We start from the raw sequence: 24,338 nt of genomic DNA, 5'->3' as shown, positions 1-24,338 counted from the left end.
TCTCAGCGCTTCTGTGTCACCGCGCCCGGCCCGCTTGCAGCCTCCCGGTCGCTCCACACCTCGCGCAGCCGCGCTCGCGCCCTGGACAACGCCGCGTCCGCGCCGCCCCGCGAGATCCCGAGCACGTCGGCGAGCTCGGCGCCGCCGAGCCCTTCCCAGGCGTGCAGCAGCAGGATTCGCCGGTCCCGCGGGGACAGCGCGGCCAGGACCTCACGCAGCTGCTCGTCACGGACGGCCAGGTCCGCCGGGTCCGCGTCGTCGACCTCGTCGGGCACCCGCTCGACCGGGACCGGACGCATCTTGCGCCGGTGGTTGGCCAAGATGTAGCCCGCGGTGCGGTACAGCCAGGGCAGCTCCGCACCCTCGGGGACGTCCTCGCGCCGGCGCCACGCCGTCACCAGCACGTCCGCCGTCAGGTCGGCGACGTCCGACGGCGCGGCACGGCGCGCCAGGTACCGGTGCACCGCCGAGGCGTGCGCCTGCACGAGTGCCTCGAACCAGTCATCGTCACGCACGGGGCCTCCCGGTGGTCACGGCGCGCGGTCATCGTGTGAGTGTCGTGGAGCGAACGGGTCTTGCAGACCCAGTGTGGCGCGTCGTCCCTGACACGGGACGCATCCACCCACCACACTGACCGCACGCGCACAACTGGCGCGCTGCACGCGCTCCTGGTATGGGGCGTGCGGGAGGCACGGGGTGCGGCGGCATGGAGGGAGGCCCATGACCGACGAGGCAGGCCACGGCCCGGGCGACGGGGCCGGCCCGTGGCTCCCGGACGGCGAGCTCGCCCGGACACTGGACCTGCTGAGCGAGCTAGTCGTGCGCTACCGCGTCGACGACCTGAAGCTCGTGTACTGCAACCGGGCGTGGGCGGGGCAGTTCCGCGAGGACCCGGCCTCGCTGCTCGGCAGACCGCTCGACCAGCTCCTCAACGACGCGGAGATGGCGGGGCTCCGGGCCCAGCTGTCCCGACTCGGGCCGGACGCGCCCTTCCTGCACGACGAGCGCCCCCGGCCCGCCTCCCGCGACCGCGAGCGCTGGGTCGAGTGGACGGACCGGTACCTCGCGCTGCCCGGTGGCCCCGAGGTCCTGGCGGTGGGCCGCGACGTCACCGAACGGCACAACGCGCAGCTGGCCCTGGCCGCCAGCGAGAACCTGTTCCGCACGCTGGCCGAGTCCGCGACCGACCTGGTGTGGCGGCTGGGAACGGACCCGCCCGCGCTGACCTACCTCAGCCCCTCGATCGAGCGGATTGCCGGCTGGCCGGCGGACCGGATCACCGGGGACGTGGAACGACTGCGGGGCTACCTGGACGACGACGGCAGGCAGGTCCTCGAGCGGGCTCTGGCGGGCGACCAGCCCCCCGACCGCTTCGACCTGCGGCTGCAGCGCGCGGACGGCGCCTGGGTCACGCTCGAGATGCAGGTGGCGCGGCTCCCCGACGGCTGGCAGGGCATCGGCCGGGACGTCACCAAGATCCGTGAGCTCCAGACCGAGCTCGAGGACCTCGCCCTGCGCGACCCGCTCACCGGGCTGGCGAACCGACGGCTGCTCGCCGTCCTGCTGGAGGCCGGGCTGGCTCGCGCGGCTCGCACGGGCGCGCACCTCGTGGTGAGCCTGGTCGACCTGGACGACTTCAAGGCCGTCAACGACGAGCACGGTCACGCCGCCGGGGACGCCGTGCTCCAAGAGGCGGCCCGGCGGCTCACGGAGGGAGTACGGGGGGCGGACGTGGTCGCCCGGCTCGGCGGTGACGAGTTCGTCACGGTGCACGAGACCGACGCCACCGGCGGTCGGGCCGTGCTCCGTCGGCTGGCCCAGGTGCTCAGTCCCCCGTACCGGCTGCCGTCCGGCGCCGAGGTGGTCTGCGCGCCGAGCATCGGGACCGCAGACTCGGCGCACCACAGCGAGGCCGCGGACCTGCTCGCCGCGGCGGACAGCGCGATGTACGCCGCCAAGCGGCGGCACCGCGCGTCGGCGTCCAACGGGGGCGGCCCGGCCGCCGGTCCGCCCTCGCACTAGGCTCCCCGGCGTGAAGCCGTTCCTGCTGCTGGGCACCCGTCCGGAGGACGCCGCCGCGGACGGCGAGCTCGAGGCGGTGGCGCGGTTCGGCGGCCTGCGCCCCGACGAGCTCGTCAGGGTCCGGCTCGAGGCCGCTCCGATGCCGGCTCTCGCGCTCGACGACTTCTCCGGAGTGATCGTCGGCGGCAGCCCGTTCAACGCCAGCGACCCGCCCGCAGACAAGTCGGCCACGCAGCTACGGGTCGAGGCTGAGCTGGCCGCACTGCTCGACGAGGTGGTCGCACGGGACTTCCCCTTCCTCGGCGCCTGCTACGGCGTGGGGACGCTCGGCGTGCACCAGGGCGGCGTGGTGGATCGGACCTACGGCGAAGCAGTCGGCGCCGTGCCCGTCACCCTGACCGCCGACGGGCGTCGCGACCCCGTGTTCGAGGGCCTGCCGGACACCTTCGACGCCTTCGTCGGGCACAAGGAGGCGATCCACACCCCACCCCCGCACGCCGTGGTCCTCGCGACGTCACCGGGCTGCCCGGTCCAGGCCTTCCGGGTCAAGACGAACCTCTATGCCACGCAGTTCCATCCCGAGCTCGACGTGCCGGGCATCGTCACCCGGATCGAGGTGTACCGGCACGCGGGCTACTTCCCCGCCGACACCACCGAAGAGCTGATCGTCGAGGTCAGCGAGCAGGTCGTGGACCACCCGCCGCGGGTGCTCGCGAACTTCGTGCGTCGGTACGCCCGGGACTAGCCGTACTCGGCGCGCCGCCGTGCGCCCCTGGCTCATGCCGGGCATCATCGGGCGATGTTCACGCTCACTCCCGCGATCCCTCAGGGCGCCGTCCCTGCTGCCGATCGACCGGCATGAGCGCGACGACGGAGCCGGCGGCGCCGGTGGACGAGCGACGGCCGGTCCTGACCGTCGTGCCCTGTGCCGCGCGACCCTCGACGGGCTTCGTCCACCTGGACGGCCCGTGCCGCTGCTTCACCGGCGGTCCCGCCCCGGAGTTCGCACCGGTGGAGCGGCTGGCCGGCTGACGAACCCCGCGTGAGTCGCCCCCGCGAGCAGGGCCTCCGGGCCCGAGGGCTGCGTGCGCGTCAAGCGCGAAGCGAAACCGTCGGACGGCGCCGCAGACGCCTCAGCCTTCGTCGGCGCCTCGTCGCCAGCCTCAGAACTCGGTGAGGTCCAGCTCGAACCAGACGGTCTTGCCGCCCTCGTCGCGGGACTCGATGCCCCATCTGGTCGACATGGCCTCGACGATCGCCATGCCGCGGCCGTTCACGGCAGCCAGGTCCTGGTCGAGAACGACCGGAGCGCGGTCGCCGCCATCACTCACGGCGACCCGGACGGTGGCCGCGGTGTGCCGGAGCTGGACGCCGATCGCGTGCCCGCCGGCGCCGTGCAGCACGGCGTTGGACAGCAGCTCGCTGGACAGGAGCTCGACGACCTGGTTGGCCATCCCGACCACGCCCCGCTCGGCCGAGGTGCGAACCACCCAGTGCCGCCCGACGGCCACCGACTGACGGTGGCCGGGGAGGACGAGGCTCGCGTCGGAGGAGCCGTCCTCGCAGACCGGTCCGAGACGACCACGCGGGGTGGTGGACTCGCCCACCAGGCGCAGGGGCCGCCCCGACGAGGGGCGCCGTTGTGGCTCGCCGGCCATCCAGCCCTCCTCGCGGTCGCGACACACGCCACCGGCCATCCTGCACCCCCGAGTCGGACGGGCCGGAAGGTCGGCACGCCGGACGGACCGATTCCACCATGTCCCGTCCCGAGGATGCTTCCGGGCGATGGGTGAAAATACCCGTCGACTCGCCGCAAACCGGACAATTCGCCCGGCGTGTCGCCCCGGGGCTGTGGTCACCGCCTGCGGAGCCGCCCGCCGGAGCCGTTGCCGCCGAACGGACCGCGGGCCTGCCAGGTCCCGAGCACCATGGCCGCGGAGGTGCGGTCCCTCAACGTCCCGCCCCGTCCAGGTCGATCAGCCGCGGGATCCCCGGCGGCGCGGCCTGGGACAGCTCGAGGTACTTGGCCTCGGCGCGGTGCAGGCGGACGTGCTCGTCGAGCGTCCAGGTCGGCCCGTTGCGCAGGACGGTTCCGCACGAGCACTCGAGCCACAAGGTGCCATCCGCGTCGGCGCGCAACGTGCCGACGGTGTAGTGCGTCGCGCGGGCGCGGGACTTGGCGTCCCGCAGCACTGCGCTCACCGGCTCGCTCGACGTGCCGTCGTCGGGCCCGCCCGCCACGGGCGCGGGTTCGTGGAGGTCCTCCGTCACCGTCCCAGTGTGGCGCACGCTCAGCCGAGCAGCTCCAGCAGCACACGCTCGGTGGGCGATCCGCTGGGCACCGCGAACCGCGCGGCGTCGTGGCGAACCCGGATCTCCGTGACGCCGTGATACCCGGTGGGCACCGTCTCGACCGGCAGCACGTGTCCCAGTGGCACTGACGTCCGAGCGATGGAGTGCACCGGCTTGCCGCCCCGCACCCACCAGGACCGCCGGTGCAGCACCAGGAGCTCGCTCGGGTCCGAGCAGACCACGGCGCCCTGGAGCCACATCGGCCACCACCGGTGCAGCAGACGGCTCACCGTCGAGGGCTCCACCGGCTCGACGACCCGACGGGCATGGGCAGCCCGCATCCCCATCGCCGGCTCGGCGCGCACCAGCTCGCGGTACTCGGTGGTGAGGGCGACGTCGGGCCACAGGTCCTCGAGGCCCAGCTCCGGCGCGGGGCCGGTCGCTTCCGGTGGCGGACCACCACGGATCGCGCTGCGAAGCGCGGCGACGAACTCACCCACCACGTCCCGGGAGGCGCCGTTGTAGCCGACCGTCATGGGCTTCTCGTCGAGCACGCGGACCGACAGCCGACCGTCGAGCAGCTCGACGCTGTCCTCCAGGGCGACGATCCGATCGGTCGCCACCTCGCGGCGACGCACGCCGTGCGCCTCGCCGGGTGCGCGGGAGAGCAGCGTCAGCCTGTCCCCGCGCAGACCGACCAGGTGGTCGTACAGGTCCATCTGCGGGTTCGCGTCCCGCCGCGCGATGCCGCGGGGGATCTTGATCACCATCGTCGCGCTCGCCGGGTCGGGTGCGAACCGGCGGAACAGCCGGGGCACCTCTCCGTCGGTGCGCACGCGGTAGACCCACGGGCCGAAGGCGTCGAACTCCTCGGTCCGTTCCTGATGACCGGTGACCTCGTTGTCGGTAGCCATACTCGACGGTACGCCCGGCAGGTCCACCTCGTCAGGGGGTCTGCCCCGCCGCCTGAGGTACCTCAGACCGCGGGACCCGGCCCGACCCGTCGAGGATCGGTCGGTCGCCCGATCCGGGAACGCCCACCTCACCGCGAGAGTCGTCCTCGATCGAAGGAGGACATCATGACTCTCACCCCGTGGGGACCCGCCCTGGACGCCGAGGTCGCCTACCGGCACGACCAGGTCCGCGACGCCTGGCGGCGGCCGGCACCGCGGCACCGGACGCCGCGCCGCGACGCGGTCCGGCACCCCGCACCGGCGCAGCCGGAGGCTGGTGCGCGTCGGAGCACGCTGCGAGGATCGGAGGCGTGCCCCACCTCATGAGCACGCCGTTCGTCGCGCGCGAGGCGCCGGTGGCCCGGCTGCTGGCCGCGCTCGGCGACGCCGCACGCGGGCAACCCACGGTCGTCCTGCTGGGGGCGGATGCCGGCGTCGGCAAGACCCGCCTGCTGCGCCACGTGGGCGACCTCGCGACGGCCACGGGCGCGATCGCCGTGACCGGGAACTGCGTGGACCTGGGCGAGGTCGGCCTGCCGTACCTGCCGTTCGCGGAGGCGATGGCGGAGCTCGCGTCGACCAGCACCGCACTCGAGCCGGTGCTGGACGCGCGGCCGGCTCTCGCGCGCCTGCTCACGGGCGCGGGCGCTGAGGGCGGGGCGCCCGCCGACGACGGGGGCCGGCACCAGCTCTTCGACGGCGTCCTGGCGGCACTGGGCACCGCGGGGAGCGCGACCCACCCGCTGGTCCTCGTGATCGAGGACGCGCAGTGGGCCGACTCGTCGACGCGCGACCTGCTGCGCTTCCTCGCCACGCGACTGCGCGACGAGCACACTCTCGTGGTCGTCAGCTACCGGACGGACGACCTGCACCGGCGGCACCCGTTACGTCCGCTGCTCGCCGAGCTGTGGCGCAACCCCCGGGTGGAGCGGCTCGAGCTCCCACCGTTCACCGGGGACGAGCTGCGGCGGTTCGCCGCCGTGGTGCGCGGCGAGCCCGTCCCGGAGGAACGCGTCCAGGAGGTCATGGCCCGGTCGGAGGGCAACGCCTACTTCGCGCAGGAGCTGCTGGAGGCCGGCGCCGGGGCGGACCTGCCGTGGACGCTCGCGGAGGTCCTGCACGCCCGCCTGGAACGCCTGGACGCCCAGGTGCTCCGGCTGGCGCGGGTCGCGGCCGTCGCCGGCCGCCGCGTCGGTGAGGGTCTGCTCCGAGCGGTCTGGGCGGCGACGGGAGCCGAGGGCGCGTTCGACGACCTCGTCCGCGACGCGGTCGCCGCGCACGTACTGACCGACCGAGCCGGCTGGCTGGAGTTCCGCCACGCCCTGCTCGCCGAGGTGGTCGAGGCGGACATGCTGCCGGGCGAACGACTCCCGCTGCACCGCGCGTACCTCCAGGTGCTGCGGAGCGACCCCGGCCTGGGGTCGGCGGCCCAGCTCGCCGAGCACGCACGCCAGGCGGGAGACCTGGCCACGGCGGCGCGTGCCGCCGCGCAGGCCGCGGACGAGGCAGCCGCGGTGCTCGCACCGGCCGAGGAGCTGGGTCACCTCGAGGAGGTGCTGAGACTCGCCGACCTCACCGACGACCCACCGGTCGACCGGGCCGCCGTGGCGGACCGGGCCGCGCGGGCTGCGCACCGGTGCGGCCGCACGGACCGCGCCGTGGCGCTGGGCCGCGCCGCGATCGAGCTCACCACGGGGTCGCCCGCCCGGCGGGCCCGACTGCGGGCCCAGCTGGCCACCTACCTCATCGCCGCCGATCCCGTCGCGGCGCCCCCGGAGGCCGACCGCGCCCTGGCCGAGCTGCCGGCTGACGCGGCGCCCCTGGACACCGCGTGGACGCTGGCCACCCACGCACGCGTGATGCTGAACGTCGAGGGCGCGGACCACGACGCCGTGGCCGAGTCGAACGCCCGCCGCGCCCTCGAGATCGCGCAAGCGGCCGACCTGCCGGCCGTCGAGGCGGATGCAGCCGCGACCCTCGCCGTCCTCATGGTCGACGACGCCGACCGTGCCGCGCAGCTCCTGACGACGGCCGCGCGGCGAGCGCGGGACGCCGGCGACCTGACGACCGAGCAGCGGTGCGTGTACAACCTGGCGACCACCCACTACTACGCGGGACGTCTGGACGTGGCGGCGCAGACGCTGGTCGACGGCCTGGCCCGCGCGCGGTCCGCGGGGCTGCTGTGGAGCGAGTTCGGGCTGTCCCAGCAGTTCTTCGACCGGCTGGTGCGGTTCGTCATCGGTGACCTCAGTCCGGCCGGCGCGGCGGGCGGTGCGGGCAGCGCCGCCCAGGCCCGCGCCCTCGCGCTCGTGGACCTCTATGCGGCCGTCGCCCGCGGCGACGAGGACGTCGTCGAGCGTGCTGCCGGATTCGACGACCTGTGGGAGCTGGACGGGCAGTTCGCCCTGATCGCCGGCGGCGTCCGCGCCGACGCCCTGACCCGGGCGGGGCGCCCGCAGGACGGCGTCGACGAGGCCGAGCGCGCCCTGCAACACCTCTGGCGAACCTGGGACGACTACTTCCTCGGCGGGATCTGGCTCGTCGCCCTCGCGCTCGCGGCGCTCGCCGACCTGGCGGCCGCCGGGCGCGCGAGCGGCGCGGACGTGTCCGGCGCCGTCGAGCACGGCGGACGGCTCCTGGCCCGGGCACGGGCCACCGCCGAGCGCGGCCGGCCCCGCGGGGGGCCGCTCGGGCCGGAGGGGGTGGCGTGGCTCGCCCGGGCCGTCGCCGAGCACGGTCGGCTCCTCGGGACCGACGACCCGGAGCTGTGGCGCGCGGCGACCGAGGCATTCGGCTACGGCTACCGGTACGAGGAGGCGCGCAGCCGACGGCGCTGGGCGCAGGCGCTCCTGGAGGCCGGCGAGCGGGAGGCCGCGCAGCACCAGCTCCGGCTCGCGACGCAGGCCGCCGACCTGATGGGTGCACGCCCGCTGCACGCCGCCTGCCTCGACCTCGCACGCCGGGGTCGTCTCGACGTGCCCGGTGCGCGCAGGCCGACGCTCGACCTGCTGACCGCACGCGAGGCGGAGGTCCTGGCCCTCGTGGCCGAGGGACTGAGCAACCGGCAGATCGGCGAGCGGCTGTTCATCAGTCTCAAGACGGTCAGCGTCCACGTGTCCAACGTGTTGGCCAAGCTGGGAGTCGGCAGCCGGACCGAGGCGGTGGCGGTCGCGCACCGGCGTGGGCTGCTCGACGCCGCCGCGCCGGCGTCGATGGGTGGCGCCCCCGCGCGCGGCCCGGGTGGGCGCGCCCTAGCGTGACACCCATGGCAGCGCCGGCGGTCGAGCTGGAGGTGGCAGGACGCACGGTCCGGGTGTCCAACCCGGACCGACTGGTCTTCCCCGGGCCAGGGATCACGAAGCTCGAGGTGGTCGAGTACGTCGTCGCCGTGGGCGACGGCATCCTCGCTGCGGTCCGCGACCGGCCCACCACCCTGGAGCGTTGGCCGAAGGGCTGGTTCGAGGGCGCGCGGTTGTCCACCCGGACCGACTCAGGGGGCGACGGCTTCTACCAGAAGCGTGTGCCGCGGGGTGCCCCGGACTGGGTGCGCACCGCTCGGATCACGTTCCCCAGCGGTCGCTACGCCGACGAGGTGTGCCCCACCGAGCTCGCCGTGGTCGCATGGGCGGCGAACCTGGGCACGGTGACGTTCCACCCGTGGCCGGTGACCAGTGCCGACACCGAGGCGCCTGACCAGCTGCGCATCGACCTCGACCCGCAGCCCGGGACGGACTTCGCCGACGCCGTCCTGGTGGCGCCCCATGTCCGTGAGCTGCTGGCCGAGCTGGGCATGACGGGGTGGCCGAAGACCTCCGGCGGGCGGGGCCTGCACGTCTTCGTGCCGCTCGAGCCGCGGTGGTCGTTCACCCAGGCGCGCCGAGCCACGATCGCCATCGGCCGCGAGCTCGAACGCCGGCTGCCCGGCCAGGTCACCACCGCATGGTGGAAGGAGGAACGCGGCCGGACCATCTTCGTCGACTACAACCAGATGGCCCGCGACCGCACCATCGCGTCGGCGTACTCGATCCGGGCCAATGCGCGGGCCACGGTCTCGGCGCCCCTGCGATGGGACGAGCTCGAGGCCGTGCACCCGGATGACGTCACGGTCCGCACGATGCCGGCCCGGCTCGCCCAGCACGGCGATCTGTTCGCCCCGCTGGCGGCCGGCGCGGCTCCGCGGTTCGGCCTCGAGGCCGCGCTCGAGCTGGCGGCGCGCGACGAACGCGACCACGGCCTGGAGGACCTCCCCTACCCGCCCGAGTACCCGAAGATGCCGGGCGAGCCGAAGCGCGTGCAGCCGAGCCGCGACACGGGCAGGCCGCGCGCGTAGCCGTATCGCAGGGCGAACGGCGTCACGCGCCCACGCGCGTCGGCACCCCTCGCCGGGCGAGCCGGCGCAGCGCGAGCAGCTGGCGCAGGAAGAGCACTCCCTGCCGCATCGTCGCCTTCGAGACGCCGGCGTGGCGGCGCCCGAACGTGAACGGGACCTCACCGACCGCGAGGTCATGGGTCGCCAGGATCTCGAGCAGGATCTTGAAGCCGGACGGGTCGAGGCGCTCGAGGTTGAGACGGTCGGCACGCACCGCGAAGAACCCGGTCATCGGGTCCGAGCAGTCAGCGAGCGCGCGGGGCAGCGCGGCTCGGGACAGCGACGTAGCCGCGCTCGACACGGCGCGGCGCAGCGCGGAGGACAGACCGCCCGCGTCGCCGTCGTGCGTGTAGCGCGAGGCGACCGCGATGTCGACCCCGCCCTCGATGAGGTCCAGCAGCGCGGGGATCACGTCCGGCGGGTGCTGCAGATCGCCGTCCATCACCACGACCACCGAGCCGCGGGCCCGGCGCAACCCCTCGACCACGGCCCCGGACAACCCGCCCACTGCCCGGTCGCGATGGTGCACGGCCAGCGGGAGCGGGGCGTCGGGCGCCGTCCGTCGCACGACGTCAGGAGTGTCGTCCGTCGAGTCGTCGACGTAGAGCACGTCCACGTCCACGCTGCTCAGGGCCGAACCCAGCGCCGCGACGAGGGGTCGGACGTTGCCCGCCTCGTTGAAGGACGGGACGACGACCGTGACCTCCACTGGCCCTCCCTCACCGACAGTCCGCGGCACCACTGCCGACGACGCCCGACCCTACCGGAGCCCCACCCGTGCGCGGGGACGGCGTCGCGCGCACCCAGGGGGTTCCGCGCAGCGACCTGCAGGGACCTTGGCCTCTCGTGGGTCGCACGGGGCGGGATGACGCTGGTCGCATCGGAACCCGAAGGGAGCCGATCATGCCCAAGAGCTGGAAGGACCTGTCCCCCCGCACCCGCACCGCCCTCGTGGTGCTCGGCAGCGCCCAGCTCGCCCTGGCCGCCACGGCCTGGACGGATCTGGCCGCGCGGCCCGCGAAGAACCTGCGGGGACCCAAGCCCTGGTGGGCTGCGGTGATCGCGGTCGCCCTGGTGGGTCCGGCGGCGTACGCCGTGTGCGGCGTGCACGGCTGCCGGATCTCACCGATCCCGTGACCGTGGTGGGGCCGCGGACGGTCTGAGGTACCGGATGTGCGCGTCCGACGCGCGTGCCTGGTGTGCCGACAGGGCCGCCCGGAGGTCCGACGCGCCTGCGACCGGGGGCTCACACGGAGCCGCCTGTGGGAATCGAACCCACGACCTTCTCATTACGAGTGAGACGCTCTGCCGACTGAGCTAAGGCGGCGTCGTCGGCGGGCCGACGAGCGCGGCCTACTGTACCGGGGTGCGGACCGGGCACCAAAGCGCGGCACCCCGCTGCCCCGGCGGCGCGCCCCTCAGCTGCATGTGGTGCCGACGGGTGGGGTTGCCCCCGTGAGCAGGTAGGTCTCCACGGCGTCGCTGATGCAGCTGCCGGCGCGACCGTACGCGGTGTGCCCCTGCCCCTTCCAGGTCAGCAGGACCCCGGAGTCGAGCTGGTCGGCAAGCGCCTGCGCCCAGCGGTACGGGGTCGCGGGGTCGCCGGTGGTGCCGACCACGAGGATCGGCGCGGCACCGGTCGCGTGGATCGGCGCGGGGGTACGGGTCGACTGCACCGGCCATGTCTCACACCCCGGGGCCATCGCGAACCAGTCTGCGAAGGTGGGGGCGGTCCGCGCGATCTGGTCGCGGAACGCCACCATCTGCTGGTAGTCGCGCGACGCCGCCGGGTAGTCCAGGCAGTTGATCGCCTGGATGGCAAGGTTGGAGTTCGACAGGTACGTGCCGTCCGCAGTGCGGTCCAGGTACACGTCGGCGTACTCGAGCAGCTGGCCCCCGGTGTGCTGGTTGATCGCCTCGGACAGCGCCTGCGTGAGCAGCGGCCAGTAGTCGTCGTTGTAGAGGGTGACGATCACGCCGTAGAACGCCAGCGTGCCGTTCACCGCGTGCCCGTCGCTGGTGCTCAGCGGGCGCTGCTTGGCGCGGTCCACGACATCGGCGATCTGCTGCATGCCGTGGGAGACCGACCCGGTCAGCGGGCAGCCGGGGGCGTTCTGGCAGTACTGCACGTAGGACCGCAGCGCGTTCTCGAAGCCCTGCGCCTGCTGCTCGGACAGCTGGTCGGAGGTCAGCGACGGATCGAGAGCGCCGTCCAGCACCAGGCGCCCGACGTTCTTCGGGAAGAGGCCGGCGTAGGTGGCACCCAGGAAGGTCCCGTACGAGAACCCGAGGTAGTGCAGCTGGTCGTCACCGAGCAGCGCCCGCATCAGGTCCATGTCGCGAGCGGCACTCGCGGTGTCCACGTGCGCCAGCAGCGCTCCGGTGTCCTCCTGGCACGCCTGCCCGAAGGCGGTCGCCTTCGCGCGGGCCGCGTCCAGGGAAGCCTGGCTGTCGATGGTCACGTCCTGGGTGAGGTAGGTGTCGACCTGGGAGTCCGGGCCGCACTCGACGGCGCTGGACTTGCCCACGCCACGCGGGTCGAACGCGACGACGTCGTAGTCGGCCAGGACGTCCGCGCCCAGCACGCTCGTGACCGCGTAGGACAAGAAGTCCACGCCCGACGAGCCCGGGCCGCCGGGGTTGATCAGCAGGGAGCCGATCCGGTGCGCCGGGTCGTCGGCCGGCCGACGCTCGATCGCCAGGGAGATGCTGCCCGCGGACGGGTCGGCCCAGTTGAGCGGAGCGGAGATCGTCGCGCACTGGAAGTCGCCACAGGCGCTCCAGGACACCGACTGCCCGTAGAACGACTCCACGGTCCCGCCGGCCGGTGCGGACGCGGACGGTGCGCTGGTGGTGGCACTGGGCCCGGCGGACTGCACCGGGGTGATCTGCTCGCGTGGCGCGGCGCAGCCGGCCAGCGCGAGGGCCGCCAGGGCGACCACGGCTGCGAGACGGTGGCGGCGAGCGGGCACCGGGTAACGGTAACCGCTCGGGCCCGGCGGCACCGGCGGGGTCACGCCCCGACCCGGCCGTCCTGGGGCCTCAGCGCCACCGCCATCGCCTCGATCGCGAGCAGCGGGGCCACGTTGCCGGCCAGCCGGGTGCGGGTCTCACCGATCACGTCCATCCGGTGCAGCGTCTGCTCAGGCGTGGAGTCCTGCGCCAGCCGTCGCACCTGGTCCGTGTGCTCGACGTTGACCGGGTCCACGTCCGCGCCGAGCTGGAGGACCAGCACGTCCCGGTAGAGCGAGAGCAGGTCCAGCAGCGACCGGTCCAGCACGTCGCGCTGGGCCCGGGTGGCCCGGCGCTTCTGGTCCTCGGTGAGCTGACGCACCTGGGCGCGCAGCGCGGGTGGGAGGCGGGTGGCATCCTCGGCGCCCAGCGTGTGCAGCAGCGCCGCCCTCTCCGCCGCGTCGCGGTCCTCGGTCGCCGCCTTGGCCTCCGCCTGCGCGACGTCGACCAGGTCCGCGGCGGCGAGCACCGCGTCCCCCACGCCGCGGATGCCGGTGACCAGCTCGAGGGTGCGGCGGCGCCGCTCGCGCGCATCCGGGTCGCGGGCCAGGCGACGTGCCATGCCGATGTGGCTCTGTGCTGCGCGCGCGGCGACATCGGCGACGTCCGGCTCCACGCCGTCCCGGTCGATCAGCAGGCGGGCCACGGCCTCCACCGGCGGGACGCGCAGACCGAGCGCCCGGCACCGGGACCTGATGGTGACCTGCACGTCCTGCGGGCTCGTCGAGCACAGCAGCCACACGGTGCGCGGCGGCGGCTCCTCGATGGCTTTGAGCAGGACGTTCGACGTGCGCTCCGTCATGCGGTCCGCGTCCTCGACGACGATCACCCGCCAGCGGCCCTGGGACGGCGAGCGCTGGGCGATGCCGATCAGGTCGCGGACCTCCTCGATCGAGATCGTCACCTTCTCGGTCGCGACGACGGTGACGTCGGCATGCGTGCCGGCCAGGGCGGTCGCGCAGGCCGGGCAGGCCCCGCAGCCACCCGACGGGCACTGCAGCGCGGCCGCGAACGCCCGGGCGGCGTTGGACCTGCCGGACCCGGGCGGTCCCGTGATCAGCCAGGCGTGGGTCATCGCCTGCGGGTTGCGCACGGCCGCGCGCAGCACCGCGACGGCGGCCTCCTGGCCCACGACCTGGTCCCACACGCTCATCGCGGCACCCCGTCCGCCGGCACACCGGTCAGCGGCGCGACGCGGGCGCGCACGGCGGCCGCAAGCTCGGCGACCGGCCGCGACGCGTCCAGCACGAGCCACCGCGCGGGGTCGGCGTCGGCACGCTCCAGGAAGGCCCGGCGGGCGCGGTGGTGGAACTCCAGGCCGGCGCTCTCCAGCCGGTCGGGCCTGGCGGAACGGCCAGCCAGCCGGGCCAGTCCGACGGCGGGGTCGAGGTCGAGCAGCACGGTCAGGTGCGGCAGCAGGCCCTCGGTGGCCCACAGCGAGAGCGCCTCGACCTCCGCGGCCCCGAGCTCGCGGCCGTCGCCCTGGTAGGCGACCGAGGAGTCCAGGTACCGGTCGGTGAGCACCACCGCGCCGCGCTCCAGCGCGGGCCGCACGACGGTGTCGACGTGGTGCGCCCGGTCCGTGGCGTACAGCAGCGCCTCGGTGCGGGCGCTGACGTGGCCCCCGTGCAGCACAGCAGCGCGCAGCTCGAGACCCAGCTCCGTCCCGCCCGGTTCCCGGGTGGCCAGCACCTCCACGCCGTGCTCACGCAGCCACTCGGCGAGGAGCTCGATCTGGGTGCTCTTGCCGACCCCGTCACCACCCTCGAACGAGCAGAAGACGCCGTGCGCGGACGGGCCGGCGGGCGGCGGCGGCAGCGAGGTCACGCGCACAGGCTAGCCGCGCCCCCCGACGGCCCACGTCCGCCCACGATCACTCTCCGGGGTAGGCGAGACCGATCTGTCGACGCACCTCGTCCAGGGTCGCCATCACCTCCAGCGTCCCCTGCCAGGTCATCCGGGGGCTCTCGGTCGCGCCCTCGGCGACCCGCCGCGCGACCTCGGCCGCCTGGTACTGGAACCCGCCGCCGTGCGCCCCGTCGACCGGCCGGTCATACGCCCACCAGGTGCCGTCGTCGCGGTGCACCGTGAAGGACGTCGGGGTGTAGAAGTCACCGGCGACCTCGATCCGGCCCGCCGTGCCGGCGATCACCGCCGTGGTCGCCGTCCTGGCCCAGAGCGTCGTGTGCAGGCAGGCCTGCACGCGCTCGCCGTACCCCAGCGCGATCGACACCTGGCCGTCGACGCCCGTCGAGGTCAGCGACCCGGTGGCCGCGACGCGGTCGGGCACGCCCAGCAGGTCGTGCGCGAACGACACCGGGTACACCCCGAGGTCCAGCAGCGCGCCGCCGGCCAGCTCGCGGTTGTGCAGGCGGTGGGTGGTCGGCAGCCGGTTCATGTTCTGGCCGTGGTCGGCGAGCACCGCGACGACCTCGCCGATCTCGCCGCGCTCGAGCACACCGTGGATCGCGGCGACGTGCGGCAGGTGGCGGGTCCACATCGCCTCCATGACGAACACGCCCGCGGCGCGCGCCGCGTCCAGCACCTCACGTGCCTGGAGCGCGTTGAGCGTGAACGCCTTCTCCACGAGCACGTGCTTGCCCGCGGCGATCGCCAGGAGGGCGTGGTCGCGGTGCTCCGAGTGCGGGCTGGCCACGTAGACGGCCTCGACCTGGGGGGCGGACACCAGCGCCTGGTAGGAGGCGTGCACGGCGGGGACGTCGAACTCCCCCGCGAACTGCCGGGCACGCTCCGCCGATCGTGAACCCACGGCCACCACGCTGCCCGAGCTGAACCGGGTCACGTTGTCCGCGAACTTGCGCGCGATGCCGCCGGGGCCCAGCACCCCCCAGCGCAGCGGCGGGGCGGTCGTCGGGTCCGGGACTCCTGGTGCCATGGTCGTCACGCTAGCGGGTGGGCAGCCGGCCCACGTCCGGCGCCACCGCGCCGGACTAGGCTCGAGCCGTGGGGACGGTCCTGGCGTGCGGGCTCACCGTGCTCGACGTGATCCAGACCGTGGACCACGTCCCCGCTCCCGACGAGAAGCTGGTCGCCTCCGACCTCCTGGTCGCTGCCGGCGGCCCCGCCGCCAACGCCGCGGTCACCGCGGCCGCCCTCGGGGCGACGGCGCGCCTGGTCACCCGGGCCGGGCGCAGCGTTGTCGGGCGCCTGGTGGCGGAGGACCTCGCGGCCCACGGCGTCGACGTGGTGGACCTCGCCGGCCCGGAGGAGAGCCCCGCCGTCTCCACCGTCCTGGTCAGCCGTGGCACCGGCCACCGTGCCGTCGTGTCGGTGAACGCGACCCGAGCCGCCCCCGCACCGCCGGACGACGTGACGGCCCGCGACCTGGTCGTCGGCGCGGACGTGGTCCTCGTCGACGGGCACCACCTGGACCTCGCCGTCCCGGTCGCCCGGGCCGCCCGAGCGGCGGGGGTCCCCGTCCTGCTGGACGGGGGCTCGTGGAAGCCCGGGCTCCAGGCCCTGCTGGCGCACGTCGACGTCGCGGTGCTCTCCGCCGATCTGGTGGTGCCCGCCGAGCTCGCCGGGCACCTGAGCGATCAGCTCGCGGCCGTGGCGTCCCTCGGCCCGCGCGTGGTGGGCCGGTCGCACGGTCCCGGCCCCGTCGAGCTCCGCACACCTGCGGGCCGGACCGAGATCCCGGTCCCGGCGGTGACCGTGCTCGACACCCTGGGTGCGGGTGACGTGCTGCACGGCGCGCTCGCCGTCTGGTTCGCGGAGCACGGGGTGGCGGACCCCGCCGCCGGGCTGGCGTGGGCCGCGCGGGCGGCCGCGGCGTCCTGCGAAGCGCCGGGGGCGCGCGGCTGGTTGTCCGGGCCGGAGCCGGGTCGCCTCAGGGCCGGGCTGCTTTGACGGCCGCGCGCAGCACCACGAGGTCCACAACCGTGGGCACCACGATCGTGCCGTCCGGCGCGAGCGTCATCCGGGCCGTGGGGCTGTCGGGCAGCGCGAGTCGCCAGACCGTGCGCCCGTTCGTCGGCTCGTGCGCCACCAACGCGGTGCCGCCGGCGTCCCGCTGGGCCACGGCGACCAGCCGCCCGTCGGTCACCGCCGACGCACTCTGCGTCAGTCCGGTGGCCACGCGCCACAGCTCCGCGCCGTCCCGCGCACGCACCGCGACCACCTCGTCCCCCTCGGAGACCACCAGCACGCCGTCGCACGCAAGGACGGGCTGCGCTGGCGCTCCCGGGCGCCCCGTCACCCGCCAGCGGGCCGACCCGTCCGGCCCGAGCCGCGTGAGCGTGGTGCCGGACGCCACCAGGGCGACCCCCCGCGCGGTCCCGTCACCGTGCTCGATGGGCGCGAGCGCGCCAGCGACCTGGGTGTGGCGCGCATCGTCCCCGCCGACGACGACCACCATCGGCCTGCCGTCCGTCGTCCAGGACTGCACGGCGGTCGAGCCACCCAGCGCGACGCTCCGGCCACTCCCGACGCCGGTACCGGGCACCGGCTCGCCGCTGCCCGTGGACAGCACGAGGTCCTGGCCCCGGAGCAGGATCCACCCGTCTCCCGCGTCCCAGGTGGGCGGGACGGCGGACCGGGCCGACGACCGGTAGGACCACCGCGTCACCCCGGTGACCGGCGACCAGCGACGCGCCGCCGCGTGGCCCTGTGCGTCGTTGCCCGCGAGCACCAGGTCCTCGTCCAGCGGGGTGACCAGGGAGACGGAGCCGGGCCACACCAGGCTCTCCCTCACCCGTCCGGTGGCGGGGTCGAGCGGCCAGACCAGCGTCCCGCTGCCGGCCCGCGCGCACAGCAGCACCGGCACCGGCTCCGCCACGGCGAGCCAGCACCAGCCCGGGTCGACCGGCAGCCCGGTCCGCCAGCGCACCGTTCCGTCGGCCAGGTCGAGTGCAGCGACCTGCGCCACCCGACGCTCGGAGACCAGCACCGCACCGCCAACGGTTCCCAGCACATCGTCCACCCGCGCTCGCCACGCGACCGCGGGCGGAGCGCCGAGCCCGGTGCTCAAGCCCACCGCGTCGCGCAGGCGGGCCGCCAGGAGCGCCTCGGCGCGGCCGCCGGACAGCACGAGGACGGCGAGCAGCACCACGAGCACGGCGCCCAGCGGCCGTCGCCTCGAGCGGGCGCGCCGACGAGCGTGCCTCGAGAGCCGGCGCCCGTCACCCTCCACGAGCGTCACCTCGACGAGCTCGCCGCGCGTCATCGAACGAGCGTACGGCCGCACCGCGTCAGCCGCTCAGCGCGGGACCGCCCGGCTCCGCGATCCTCTCCGCGGAACCCTCAGCGCTTGGCCTTCGACCGGCTCGACGCGCGTCGGCCGCCCTTCTTCGCCGGACCCTTGGCACGCTTCTCGGCGAGCAGCTCGGCCGCCCGCTCCAGGGTGATCCGCTCGACCGCGTCGTCCTTGCGCAGCGTGGCGTTGACCTCGCCGTCGGTGACGTACGGGCCGAACCGACCCTCCTTGACCACGACGGGCTTCTTGGACGCGGGGTCCTCACCCAGCTCGCGTAGCGGCGCACTCGCAGAGGCCCCTCGACCGCGCTTGGGCTGGGCGTAGATCGCCAGCGCCTCGTCCAGGGTGATCTCGAAGATCGCGTCCTCGCTCGCCAGGCTGCGCGAGTCGGCCCCCTTCTTCAGGTACGGGCCGTACCGACCGTTCTGCGCGGTGATCTCCTCGCCGCTCGCCGGGTCGGTACCCACCACCCGCGGCAGGGACAGCAGCTTCAGGGCGTCGTCGAGGGTCACCGTCTCCAGCTGCATGGAGGACAGCAGCGACGCGGTCCGCGGCTTCGGGAGCTTGGCGAGCTCCTTCTTGCGCTGGGCCGCGGTGAGATCGGGGTCGAGCTCTGGCTCGGGGATCACCTCGGTCACGTAGGGCCCGAAGCGGCCCTTCTTGGCCACGACCTCACGCCCGGTGCTCGGGTCCGTCCCCAGCTCGATGTCCCCCTCCGGCTGGGACACCAGGATCTCGCGGGCCTTGTCGGCGGTGAGCTCGTCGGGAGCCAGGTCCTCGGGCACCGAGGCGCGCCGCTCCTCGCCGTCGACGGTCCCCTCGAGATAGGGCCCGTACCGGCCGACCCGCAACGTGATGCCGTCGGCGATCGGTATCGAGTTCACCTCGCGCGCGTCGATGTCGCCCAGGTCGGCCACGAGATCGCGCAGGCCGACCTCCCGCCCCCCGAAGTAGAACTCGGTGAGCCAGGCGACCCGCTCCTTGTCGCCCGACGCGATCGCGTCGAGGTCCTCCTCCATCGCGGCGGTGAAGTCGTAGTCGACGAGCCGGTCGAGGTTCTCCTCGAGCAGCCGGGTGACCGCGAACGCGAGCCAGCTGGGCACCATGGCCTGGCCACGGCTGGTCACGTAGCCGCGGTCCTGGATGACGGAGATCGTGGCGGCGTAGGTCGAGGGGCGCCCGATCCCCCGCTCCTCGAGGGCCTTGACGAGGCTGGCCTCGGTGTAGCGGGGGGGCGGGGACGTGTGGTGCTCGTCGGCGGACAGGTCGCGCCCGACGAGCCGGTCGCCCTCGGCCATCACGGGCAGCCGCCCGTCGCGATCACCGCGGGAACGCCCCTCGTCCTCGTACCGCTCGGCGTCGCGGCCCTCCTCGTACGCGGCCAGGAACCCGCGGAACGTGATGACCGTCCCGGAGGCCCCGAACACCGCGGTCGTGCGCGGACCGATCCCCGGCGCGTCGACGTCGACGTCCGCGGCCAGGCGCACGCTGGCCGTCGAACCTCGCGCGTCGGCCATCTGGGAGGCGACGGTGCGCTTCCAGATCAGCTCGTAGAGCCGGAACTCGTCGCCGGACAGCTCGCGGGAGACCTGCGCGGGGGTGCGGAACACGTCCCCGGCCGGACGGATCGCCTCGTGCGCCTCCTGCGCGCCCTTGGCCTTGGCGCCGTAGGTGCGGGGCGAGTCCGGGACGTACTCCGGGCCGTAGAGCTCGGCGGCCTGGCTCCGTGCGGCGGTCAACGCCTGGTCCGACAGCAGCGGGGAGTCGGTACGCATGTAGGTGATGTAGCCGTTCTCGTACAACCCCTGCGCGACACGCATCGCCTGCCGTGAGCCCATCCGCAGCTTTCGGCTGGCCTCCTGCTGCAACGTCGACGTGGTGAACGGCGCGGCGGGCCGGCGCGTGTACGGCTTGGTCTCCAGGCTGGTGACCGCGAAGGGCGCGTCGGTCAGCGCCGCCGCGAGCGCGGTCGCCGCGACCTCGTCCAGCGGGACAGCGCCGCGCCCCGTGAGCTCGCCGCGGTCGTCGAAGTCGCGCCCCGTCGCGACCCTGGCCTCCCCGAGGGCGACCAGGCGCGCGGTGAACGGCCCCTCGTGCTCGGCCGACACGGGCTGCGGGTGCGAGAACGTACCGGTCAGGTCCCAGTACTCCGCGGACCGGAACGCCATCCGTTCACGCTCGCGCTCCACCACGAGGCGGGTGGCCACGGACTGCACGCGCCCGGCGGACAGGCCCTGGCGGACCTTGCGCCACAGCACGGGCGAGACCTCGTAGCCGTACAGCCGGTCCAGGATCCGCCGGGTCTCCTGCGCATCGACCAACCGGTCGTCCACGTCGCGGGTAGCCTCCAGCGCCCGCTGGATCGCCTCCCGGGTGATCTCGTGGAACACCATGCGCTTGACCGGGACCTTGGGCTTCAGCTCGGCCAGCAGGTGCCACGCGATGGCCTCACCCTCGCGGTCCTCGTCGGTGGCGAGGTAGAGCTCGTCGGCGTCCTTGAGCGCCCGCTTGAGCTCGGCGACCTTCTTCTTCTTGTCGGGGTCGACGACGTAGTAGGGCTCGAAGCCGTGGTCGACGTCGACGGCGAACTTGCCGAACGGCCCCTTCTTCATGTCCTGCGGCAGCTCCGACGGCTGCGGGAGGTCACGGATGTGCCCCACCGACGCCTCGACGGTGTACCCGTCGCCGAGGTAGCCGGCGATCGTGCGCGCCTTCGCGGGCGACTCCACGATCACGAGCTTGCTGGGCATGTCTCCTCCAGGGGGTTCGGAGGCGCACTCTACGCAAGAAGACGGAGGTCCGCCGAGGACCCCCAGCCCGATCGGCCCGCTCAGCGGTCCCGCGGGTCCGCCGCCGCCACGATCGCCAGGAGCACGCCGAAGGCCGCGCAGGCCGCCGCCGCGATCCCCATCGAGCCACCGACCGCTGCAACCACGAGCTGGCTGTGCCCGAGCACCGTCGCGTCCGCGACCTGCAGGAATGCGACCACGCTCAGACCGGCGAGCACCACGGCGAGCCCCACCAGCAGGGCCGCGGGGGCGCGGACGTGCCCGGCCTGCCCGACGCCCGAGCCCCGGGGCCCGAACGCGGCCACGAGGCCGGCCCAGCCGAGCACCACGAGCACGGCTGCGACGGCGTCGGCCGGGCGGTGCCAGCCGGCGATCAGCGTGGCCACCCCGGTCACGGTCGTGTACCCCGCGGCCACCACCGCGGCCGCGGCCCGGAACCGCCGGGGCACCGCGAGCACCAGGGCGGCGCCCGCGGACGCCGCCACCGTGGTGTGCCCGCTCGGCAGGGAGTTCGCGATCCGGTCGGCCAGCCCCAGGTCGGGACGGACCAGGTAGTTCTTCAGCACCTGGGTGGTGACGTTCGCACCCACCACCAGGACCGCGACCTGCACGGCCAGGGCCACGCGTCGGCGCAGCACCGCCAGCAGCATCGTCACGAGCACGACGACCACCACGAACGGCACCGAGACCACCTCGAGCACCCGCGCGGCGGCGTCCCAGAGCCGGCCCGGCACCTCGTCGGCACCGCTCAGTGCCGCGCCGTCCACCCTCCGCCCGGTCACCGACGTGACGAACAGCAGGTGCACGACGGCCACCCCGAAGGCGGACAGGACCGCGACGGCGAGCGCAGGAGCGCGGTGGCCCAGGTCGGCCATCGGCACGGCGCGGGCGGGCTCGGTCACGGGGCCACGGTAGGTCACCCGGGCGGCATCACGACGGCGTGGCAGCACCGGGAGAGTCGCGCCGCGGACTCAGGGTCCGCGTTCAGGCAGAGGAGGCAGCCGCCGGTCGCCTCGAGCCTGCGCGGCGCGTCGTCGATCACCGCCGCGACGCGGGGACTGCGCAACCGGGCGGCAGCCAGGTCGAGGACCACCACGGACGCGCTGGCCGAGAGTGCGTCCAGGAGCCGTTGCAGCCTCCGGACGTCACCCCGCCCGAAGGAGCCGGCCGGGCGCACCTGTGCGGTGAGCCAGGCAGGCGGGCCGTCCGCCGCGCGGAACGCGTCCGACCGGAGCTGCGCGCGGACCGTCGGGATCGTCGTCATGAGAGCCCCTTCTCGCAGTGCCTGATGGCGGACACCACTGTGCTGCGGCCGGCTGGGTAGAGGCTGGGGACCCGCGATCCGAACCCTGTGAGCCGCACACAGCGGTCTCACAGGTTCCGCCCAGGCACCGCGCAGTCCCCCGCGGGACGATGCCGCCATGACGCCGACCACGACTCCGCGCGCGAGCGCAGCACGCGACCGTCTGACCCGGACCGACGGGGACCCGATCCGCACCCTGGTGGTCGACGACGAACCCACCATCGGCGAGCTGCTGTCCACCGCGTTGCGCTACGAGGGCTGGGACGTGCGCACCGCGACCACCGGGGTCCAGGCGATCAAGGCCGCGAAGGCCTGGGAGCCCGACGTGATCCTGCTCGACGTGATGCTGCCGGACCTGTCCGGGCTCGAGGTGCTGCACCGGGTGCGGGCGACCCACCCCTATGTCCCCGTGCTCTTCCTGACCGCCAAGGACGCCGTCGAGGACCGGGTGGCCGGCCTGACGGCCGGCGGCGACGACTACGTGACCAAGCCGTTCAGTCTCGAGGAGGTCGTCGCGCGGGTCCGTTCCCTGCTGCGCCGCGCCGGCGCGACCTCGGCGCGCGAGGACGCCGTGCTGCAGGTGGGCGACCTCACGCTGGACGAGGACTCCCACGAGGTGACCCGGGCAGGCCAGGACGTGCACCTGACCGCCACCGAGTTCGAGCTCCTCCGCTACTTCATGCGCAACCCCAGGCGGGTGCTGTCCAAGGCCCAGATCCTGGACCGGGTGTGGCAGTACGACTTCGGCGGCCAGGCCAACATCGTCGAGCTGTACGTCTCCTACCTGCGGCGCAAGATCGACAAGGGCCACGAACCGATGCTGCACACGCTGCGCGGCGTCGGCTACGTGCTCAAGCCGGCGCCCGGCGCCCAGGGATGAGGTCGCCGCGACCGACCCTGCGGCGCCGCCTGGTCGCCGTCGTGATCGGCCTGCTCGCCGTGGCCGCCGCCACCATGGGCGCGGTGTCCACCCTGGCGCTACGCGGCACACTGGTCACCCAGCTCGACATCCGCCTGCAGGCCTCGGCGGACCGGGCGGCCAAGGCGCCGGACGGACGAACGCCCCTGCCGGGCGAGGGCGGCCTGCCGGCGGGTGACCCGCCCGCCGGTCTGACCGTACGCGGCCAGGGAGCCGGCACGCTGAACCTGACGGTGTTCAGCTCCGGGCTCGTGCGGGCGGGATACCTGGACCGCAGCGGGGCCTTCCTGCCGCTCGACGCGGCGCAGCGCGACGTCCTCGCCGCGGTGCCCGCCGACGGGATGCCGCGCACCGTCACGCTGCCGGGGCTCGGCTCGTGGCGCGTGGTGGCCGTCGCGCCCCACCCGGGCGGCCTGCTGGTCACCGGCCTGTCGATGGCCGAGATCAGCTCGACCGTGCGTTCGTACCTGATCGGGGAGGCCGCGATCGCCGGCCTGGGCCTCGCCGTCGCCGGTCTGGCCGGGACGGTCCTGGTGCGGCGCGAGATGGAACCGCTGGAGCGCGTCGCAGCGACGGCCGCCAGGGTCTCCGAGCAGCCCCTCGAGCGGGGCGCCGTGGTCCTCGAGCGAGTTCCGGAGGGCGACACCGACGCCACGACGGAGGTCGGGCAGGTGGGTGCCGCGCTGAACCGCATGCTCGGGCACGTGGAGTCGGCCCTGGCCGCCCGCCACGAGTCGGAGATGCAGGTCCGGCAGTTCGTCGCGGACGCGAGCCATGAGCTGCGCACGCCGCTGGCGTCGATCCGCGGCTACGCGGAGCTCGTGCGGCGGCTGCCCGAGCCGGTCCCGCCCGACGCGGTGCACGCGATGGAGCGCGTGGAGTCGGAGTCGGTGCGGATGACCGCGCTCGTCGAGGACCTGCTGCTGCTCGCCCGCCTGGACGCCGGGCGTGCGCTGGACCGCACCGAGGTCGACCTCGCCGCGCTGGCGGTCGACGCGGTGACCGACGCGCACGCGGCCGGACCGCGCCACACCTGGCGGCTCGAGCTTCCGGGAGCGGACGTGCCACCGGCCACCGGGGACCTCGACGCACCCGACACCGAGATCGAGCCCGCGGTGGCGCTGGGCGACGAGCACCGGTTGCGTCAGGTGCTCGCGAACCTGCTGGCGAACGCCCGGGTGCACACCCCCGAGGGCACCACCGTCGTGACGTCCGTGTGGTGCCGGGACGGCGAGGTGCTCGTCCAGGTCCGTGACGACGGGCCCGGGATCGCACCGGACCTGGTCCCCCGCCTCTTCCAGCGCTTCGCCCGCGGGGACGCGGCCCGCTCCCCCAAGGACGGCTCGACCGGTCTGGGGCTGGCCATCGTGCACGCCGTGGTGACGGCGCACGGCGGGCGGATCGAGGTGGACGGCACCCCGGGCGCCACGACGTTCACGGTGCACCTGCCCGCCGCAACCTGAC

23 protein-coding genes and 1 tRNA gene are annotated in these 24,338 nt (G+C 74.5%); 10 read left to right on the top strand and 14 right to left on the bottom strand.

Annotated elements, in window-relative coordinates; all coding sequences use genetic code 11:
• Nucleotides 1-2 precede the first annotated feature (2 nt).
• Nucleotides 3-515 carry an RNA polymerase sigma factor gene (locus Q6348_RS05070; protein WP_304600216.1) on the bottom strand — a complete coding sequence of 171 codons (513 nt, stop codon included), beginning with the start codon at nt 513-515 and terminating at the stop codon, nt 3-5.
• A 205-nt stretch (nt 516-720) separates the two neighbouring features.
• Here Q6348_RS05070 and Q6348_RS05065 point away from each other — a divergent pair, with 205 nt between their 5' ends.
• The 3 genes from Q6348_RS05065 (at nt 721) to Q6348_RS05055 (ending at nt 3,054) form a co-directional block, all read left to right on the top strand.
• On the top strand, nt 721-2,022 hold the full coding sequence (locus Q6348_RS05065) for a diguanylate cyclase (protein WP_304600215.1): 1,302 nt from the start codon (nt 721-723) through the stop codon (nt 2,020-2,022).
• Between the two features lie 10 nt (nt 2,023-2,032).
• Complete coding sequence (locus Q6348_RS05060) at nt 2,033-2,767, top strand: glutamine amidotransferase (protein ID WP_304600214.1); 735 nt, start codon at nt 2,033-2,035, stop codon at nt 2,765-2,767.
• Nucleotides 2,768-2,880: 113 nt separating this feature from the next.
• Complete coding sequence (locus tag Q6348_RS05055; RefSeq protein WP_304600213.1) at nt 2,881-3,054, top strand: hypothetical protein; 174 nt, start codon at nt 2,881-2,883, stop codon at nt 3,052-3,054.
• Nucleotides 3,055-3,185: 131 nt separating this feature from the next.
• On the opposite strand, the gene Q6348_RS05050 is transcribed toward Q6348_RS05055, so the two are convergent.
• The 3 genes from Q6348_RS05050 to Q6348_RS05040 form a co-directional block, all read right to left on the bottom strand.
• Nucleotides 3,186-3,680 (bottom strand): ATP-binding protein, encoded by a 495-nt coding sequence (locus Q6348_RS05050; RefSeq protein WP_304600212.1) that lies wholly within the window; start codon nt 3,678-3,680, stop codon nt 3,186-3,188.
• A 292-nt stretch (nt 3,681-3,972) separates the two neighbouring features.
• Complete coding sequence (locus Q6348_RS05045; protein ID WP_304600211.1) at nt 3,973-4,293, bottom strand: hypothetical protein; 321 nt, start codon at nt 4,291-4,293, stop codon at nt 3,973-3,975.
• Nucleotides 4,294-4,313: 20 nt separating this feature from the next.
• A complete protein-coding gene (locus Q6348_RS05040; RefSeq protein ID WP_304600210.1) occupies nt 4,314-5,228 on the bottom strand; it encodes a hypothetical protein in 915 nt (304 codons plus the stop codon).
• A gap of 165 nt (nt 5,229-5,393) precedes the next feature.
• Between Q6348_RS05040 and Q6348_RS05035 the strand changes: the two genes are divergently transcribed.
• From Q6348_RS05035 to ligD, 3 genes are read left to right on the top strand one after another with little or no spacing between them, the layout of a single operon-like run.
• A complete protein-coding gene (locus Q6348_RS05035; RefSeq protein WP_304600209.1) occupies nt 5,394-5,594 on the top strand; it encodes a hypothetical protein in 201 nt (66 codons plus the stop codon).
• A complete protein-coding gene (locus tag Q6348_RS05030; protein ID WP_350339640.1) occupies nt 5,579-8,527 on the top strand; it encodes a helix-turn-helix transcriptional regulator in 2,949 nt (982 codons plus the stop codon). Before Q6348_RS05035 ends, Q6348_RS05030 begins: the two co-directional genes overlap by 16 nt.
• A 5-nt stretch (nt 8,528-8,532) precedes the next feature.
• Nucleotides 8,533-9,597: a non-homologous end-joining DNA ligase gene (ligD, locus tag Q6348_RS05025; RefSeq protein ID WP_304600208.1), complete on the top strand. Its 1,065-nt coding sequence runs from the start codon at nt 8,533-8,535 to the stop codon at nt 9,595-9,597.
• Between the two features lie 22 nt (nt 9,598-9,619).
• Here the strand turns inward: ligD and Q6348_RS05020 are convergent, their stop codons facing one another.
• The gene (locus Q6348_RS05020; protein WP_304600207.1) at nt 9,620-10,345 is read right to left on the bottom strand and encodes a glycosyltransferase; all 726 of its coding nucleotides are present in this window, start codon (nt 10,343-10,345) and stop codon (nt 9,620-9,622) included.
• A 194-nt stretch (nt 10,346-10,539) separates the two neighbouring features.
• Between Q6348_RS05020 and Q6348_RS05015 the strand changes: the two genes are divergently transcribed.
• Nucleotides 10,540-10,773 carry a hypothetical protein gene (locus Q6348_RS05015; protein ID WP_304600206.1) on the top strand — a complete coding sequence of 78 codons (234 nt, stop codon included), beginning with the start codon at nt 10,540-10,542 and terminating at the stop codon, nt 10,771-10,773.
• A 117-nt stretch (nt 10,774-10,890) separates the two neighbouring features.
• Here Q6348_RS05015 and Q6348_RS05010 read toward each other — a convergent pair.
• The 5 genes from Q6348_RS05010 to Q6348_RS04990 form a co-directional block, all read right to left on the bottom strand.
• A tRNA-Thr gene (locus Q6348_RS05010) sits at nt 10,891-10,963 on the bottom strand.
• 91 nt (nt 10,964-11,054) lie between these two features.
• Nucleotides 11,055-12,608 carry an alpha/beta hydrolase gene (locus Q6348_RS05005; RefSeq protein WP_304600205.1) on the bottom strand — a complete coding sequence of 518 codons (1,554 nt, stop codon included), beginning with the start codon at nt 12,606-12,608 and terminating at the stop codon, nt 11,055-11,057.
• Nucleotides 12,609-12,649: 41 nt separating this feature from the next.
• Nucleotides 12,650-13,801 (bottom strand): DNA polymerase III subunit delta', encoded by a 1,152-nt coding sequence (locus tag Q6348_RS05000; protein WP_304600204.1) that lies wholly within the window; start codon nt 13,799-13,801, stop codon nt 12,650-12,652.
• A complete protein-coding gene (gene tmk / locus Q6348_RS04995) occupies nt 13,798-14,475 on the bottom strand; it encodes a dTMP kinase (RefSeq protein WP_304600203.1) in 678 nt (225 codons plus the stop codon). Before tmk ends, Q6348_RS05000 begins: the two co-directional genes overlap by 4 nt.
• A gap of 46 nt (nt 14,476-14,521) precedes the next feature.
• Nucleotides 14,522-15,544 (bottom strand): Gfo/Idh/MocA family protein, encoded by a 1,023-nt coding sequence (locus tag Q6348_RS04990; protein ID WP_304600202.1) that lies wholly within the window; start codon nt 15,542-15,544, stop codon nt 14,522-14,524.
• A gap of 68 nt (nt 15,545-15,612) precedes the next feature.
• On the opposite strand from Q6348_RS04990, the gene Q6348_RS04985 reads away from it, so the two are divergent.
• Nucleotides 15,613-16,518 carry a PfkB family carbohydrate kinase gene (locus Q6348_RS04985; protein ID WP_304600201.1) on the top strand — a complete coding sequence of 302 codons (906 nt, stop codon included), beginning with the start codon at nt 15,613-15,615 and terminating at the stop codon, nt 16,516-16,518.
• On the opposite strand, the gene Q6348_RS04980 is transcribed toward Q6348_RS04985, so the two are convergent.
• From Q6348_RS04980 to Q6348_RS04965, 4 genes are all read right to left on the bottom strand, one after another.
• Nucleotides 16,499-17,833 carry an outer membrane protein assembly factor BamB family protein gene (locus Q6348_RS04980; protein ID WP_304600200.1) on the bottom strand — a complete coding sequence of 445 codons (1,335 nt, stop codon included), beginning with the start codon at nt 17,831-17,833 and terminating at the stop codon, nt 16,499-16,501. The genes Q6348_RS04985 and Q6348_RS04980 overlap by 20 nt on opposite strands.
• A 77-nt stretch (nt 17,834-17,910) precedes the next feature.
• On the bottom strand, nt 17,911-20,613 hold the full coding sequence (topA, locus tag Q6348_RS04975) for a type I DNA topoisomerase (RefSeq protein ID WP_304600199.1): 2,703 nt from the start codon (nt 20,611-20,613) through the stop codon (nt 17,911-17,913).
• A gap of 80 nt (nt 20,614-20,693) precedes the next feature.
• Nucleotides 20,694-21,554 carry a phosphatase PAP2 family protein gene (locus Q6348_RS04970; protein WP_304600198.1) on the bottom strand — a complete coding sequence of 287 codons (861 nt, stop codon included), beginning with the start codon at nt 21,552-21,554 and terminating at the stop codon, nt 20,694-20,696.
• A gap of 14 nt (nt 21,555-21,568) precedes the next feature.
• The gene (locus Q6348_RS04965; RefSeq protein ID WP_304600197.1) at nt 21,569-21,916 is read right to left on the bottom strand and encodes a hypothetical protein; all 348 of its coding nucleotides are present in this window, start codon (nt 21,914-21,916) and stop codon (nt 21,569-21,571) included.
• Between the two features lie 157 nt (nt 21,917-22,073).
• On the opposite strand from Q6348_RS04965, the gene Q6348_RS04960 reads away from it, so the two are divergent.
• The gene (locus tag Q6348_RS04960; RefSeq protein ID WP_304600196.1) at nt 22,074-22,835 is read left to right on the top strand and encodes a response regulator transcription factor; all 762 of its coding nucleotides are present in this window, start codon (nt 22,074-22,076) and stop codon (nt 22,833-22,835) included.
• A complete protein-coding gene (locus Q6348_RS04955) occupies nt 22,832-24,337 on the top strand; it encodes a sensor histidine kinase (RefSeq protein ID WP_304600195.1) in 1,506 nt (501 codons plus the stop codon). Before Q6348_RS04960 ends, Q6348_RS04955 begins: the two co-directional genes overlap by 4 nt.
• The last annotated feature ends 1 nt before the right edge of the window (nt 24,338 follow it).

It is taken from the genome of Actinotalea lenta, assembly GCF_030586465.1.
GTDB classification, from domain to species: domain Bacteria; phylum Actinomycetota; class Actinomycetes; order Actinomycetales; family Cellulomonadaceae; genus Actinotalea; species Actinotalea lenta.
The sequence above is the reverse complement of the archived record's forward strand: the minus strand, read 5'-3'. Positions and strand labels throughout refer to the sequence as shown.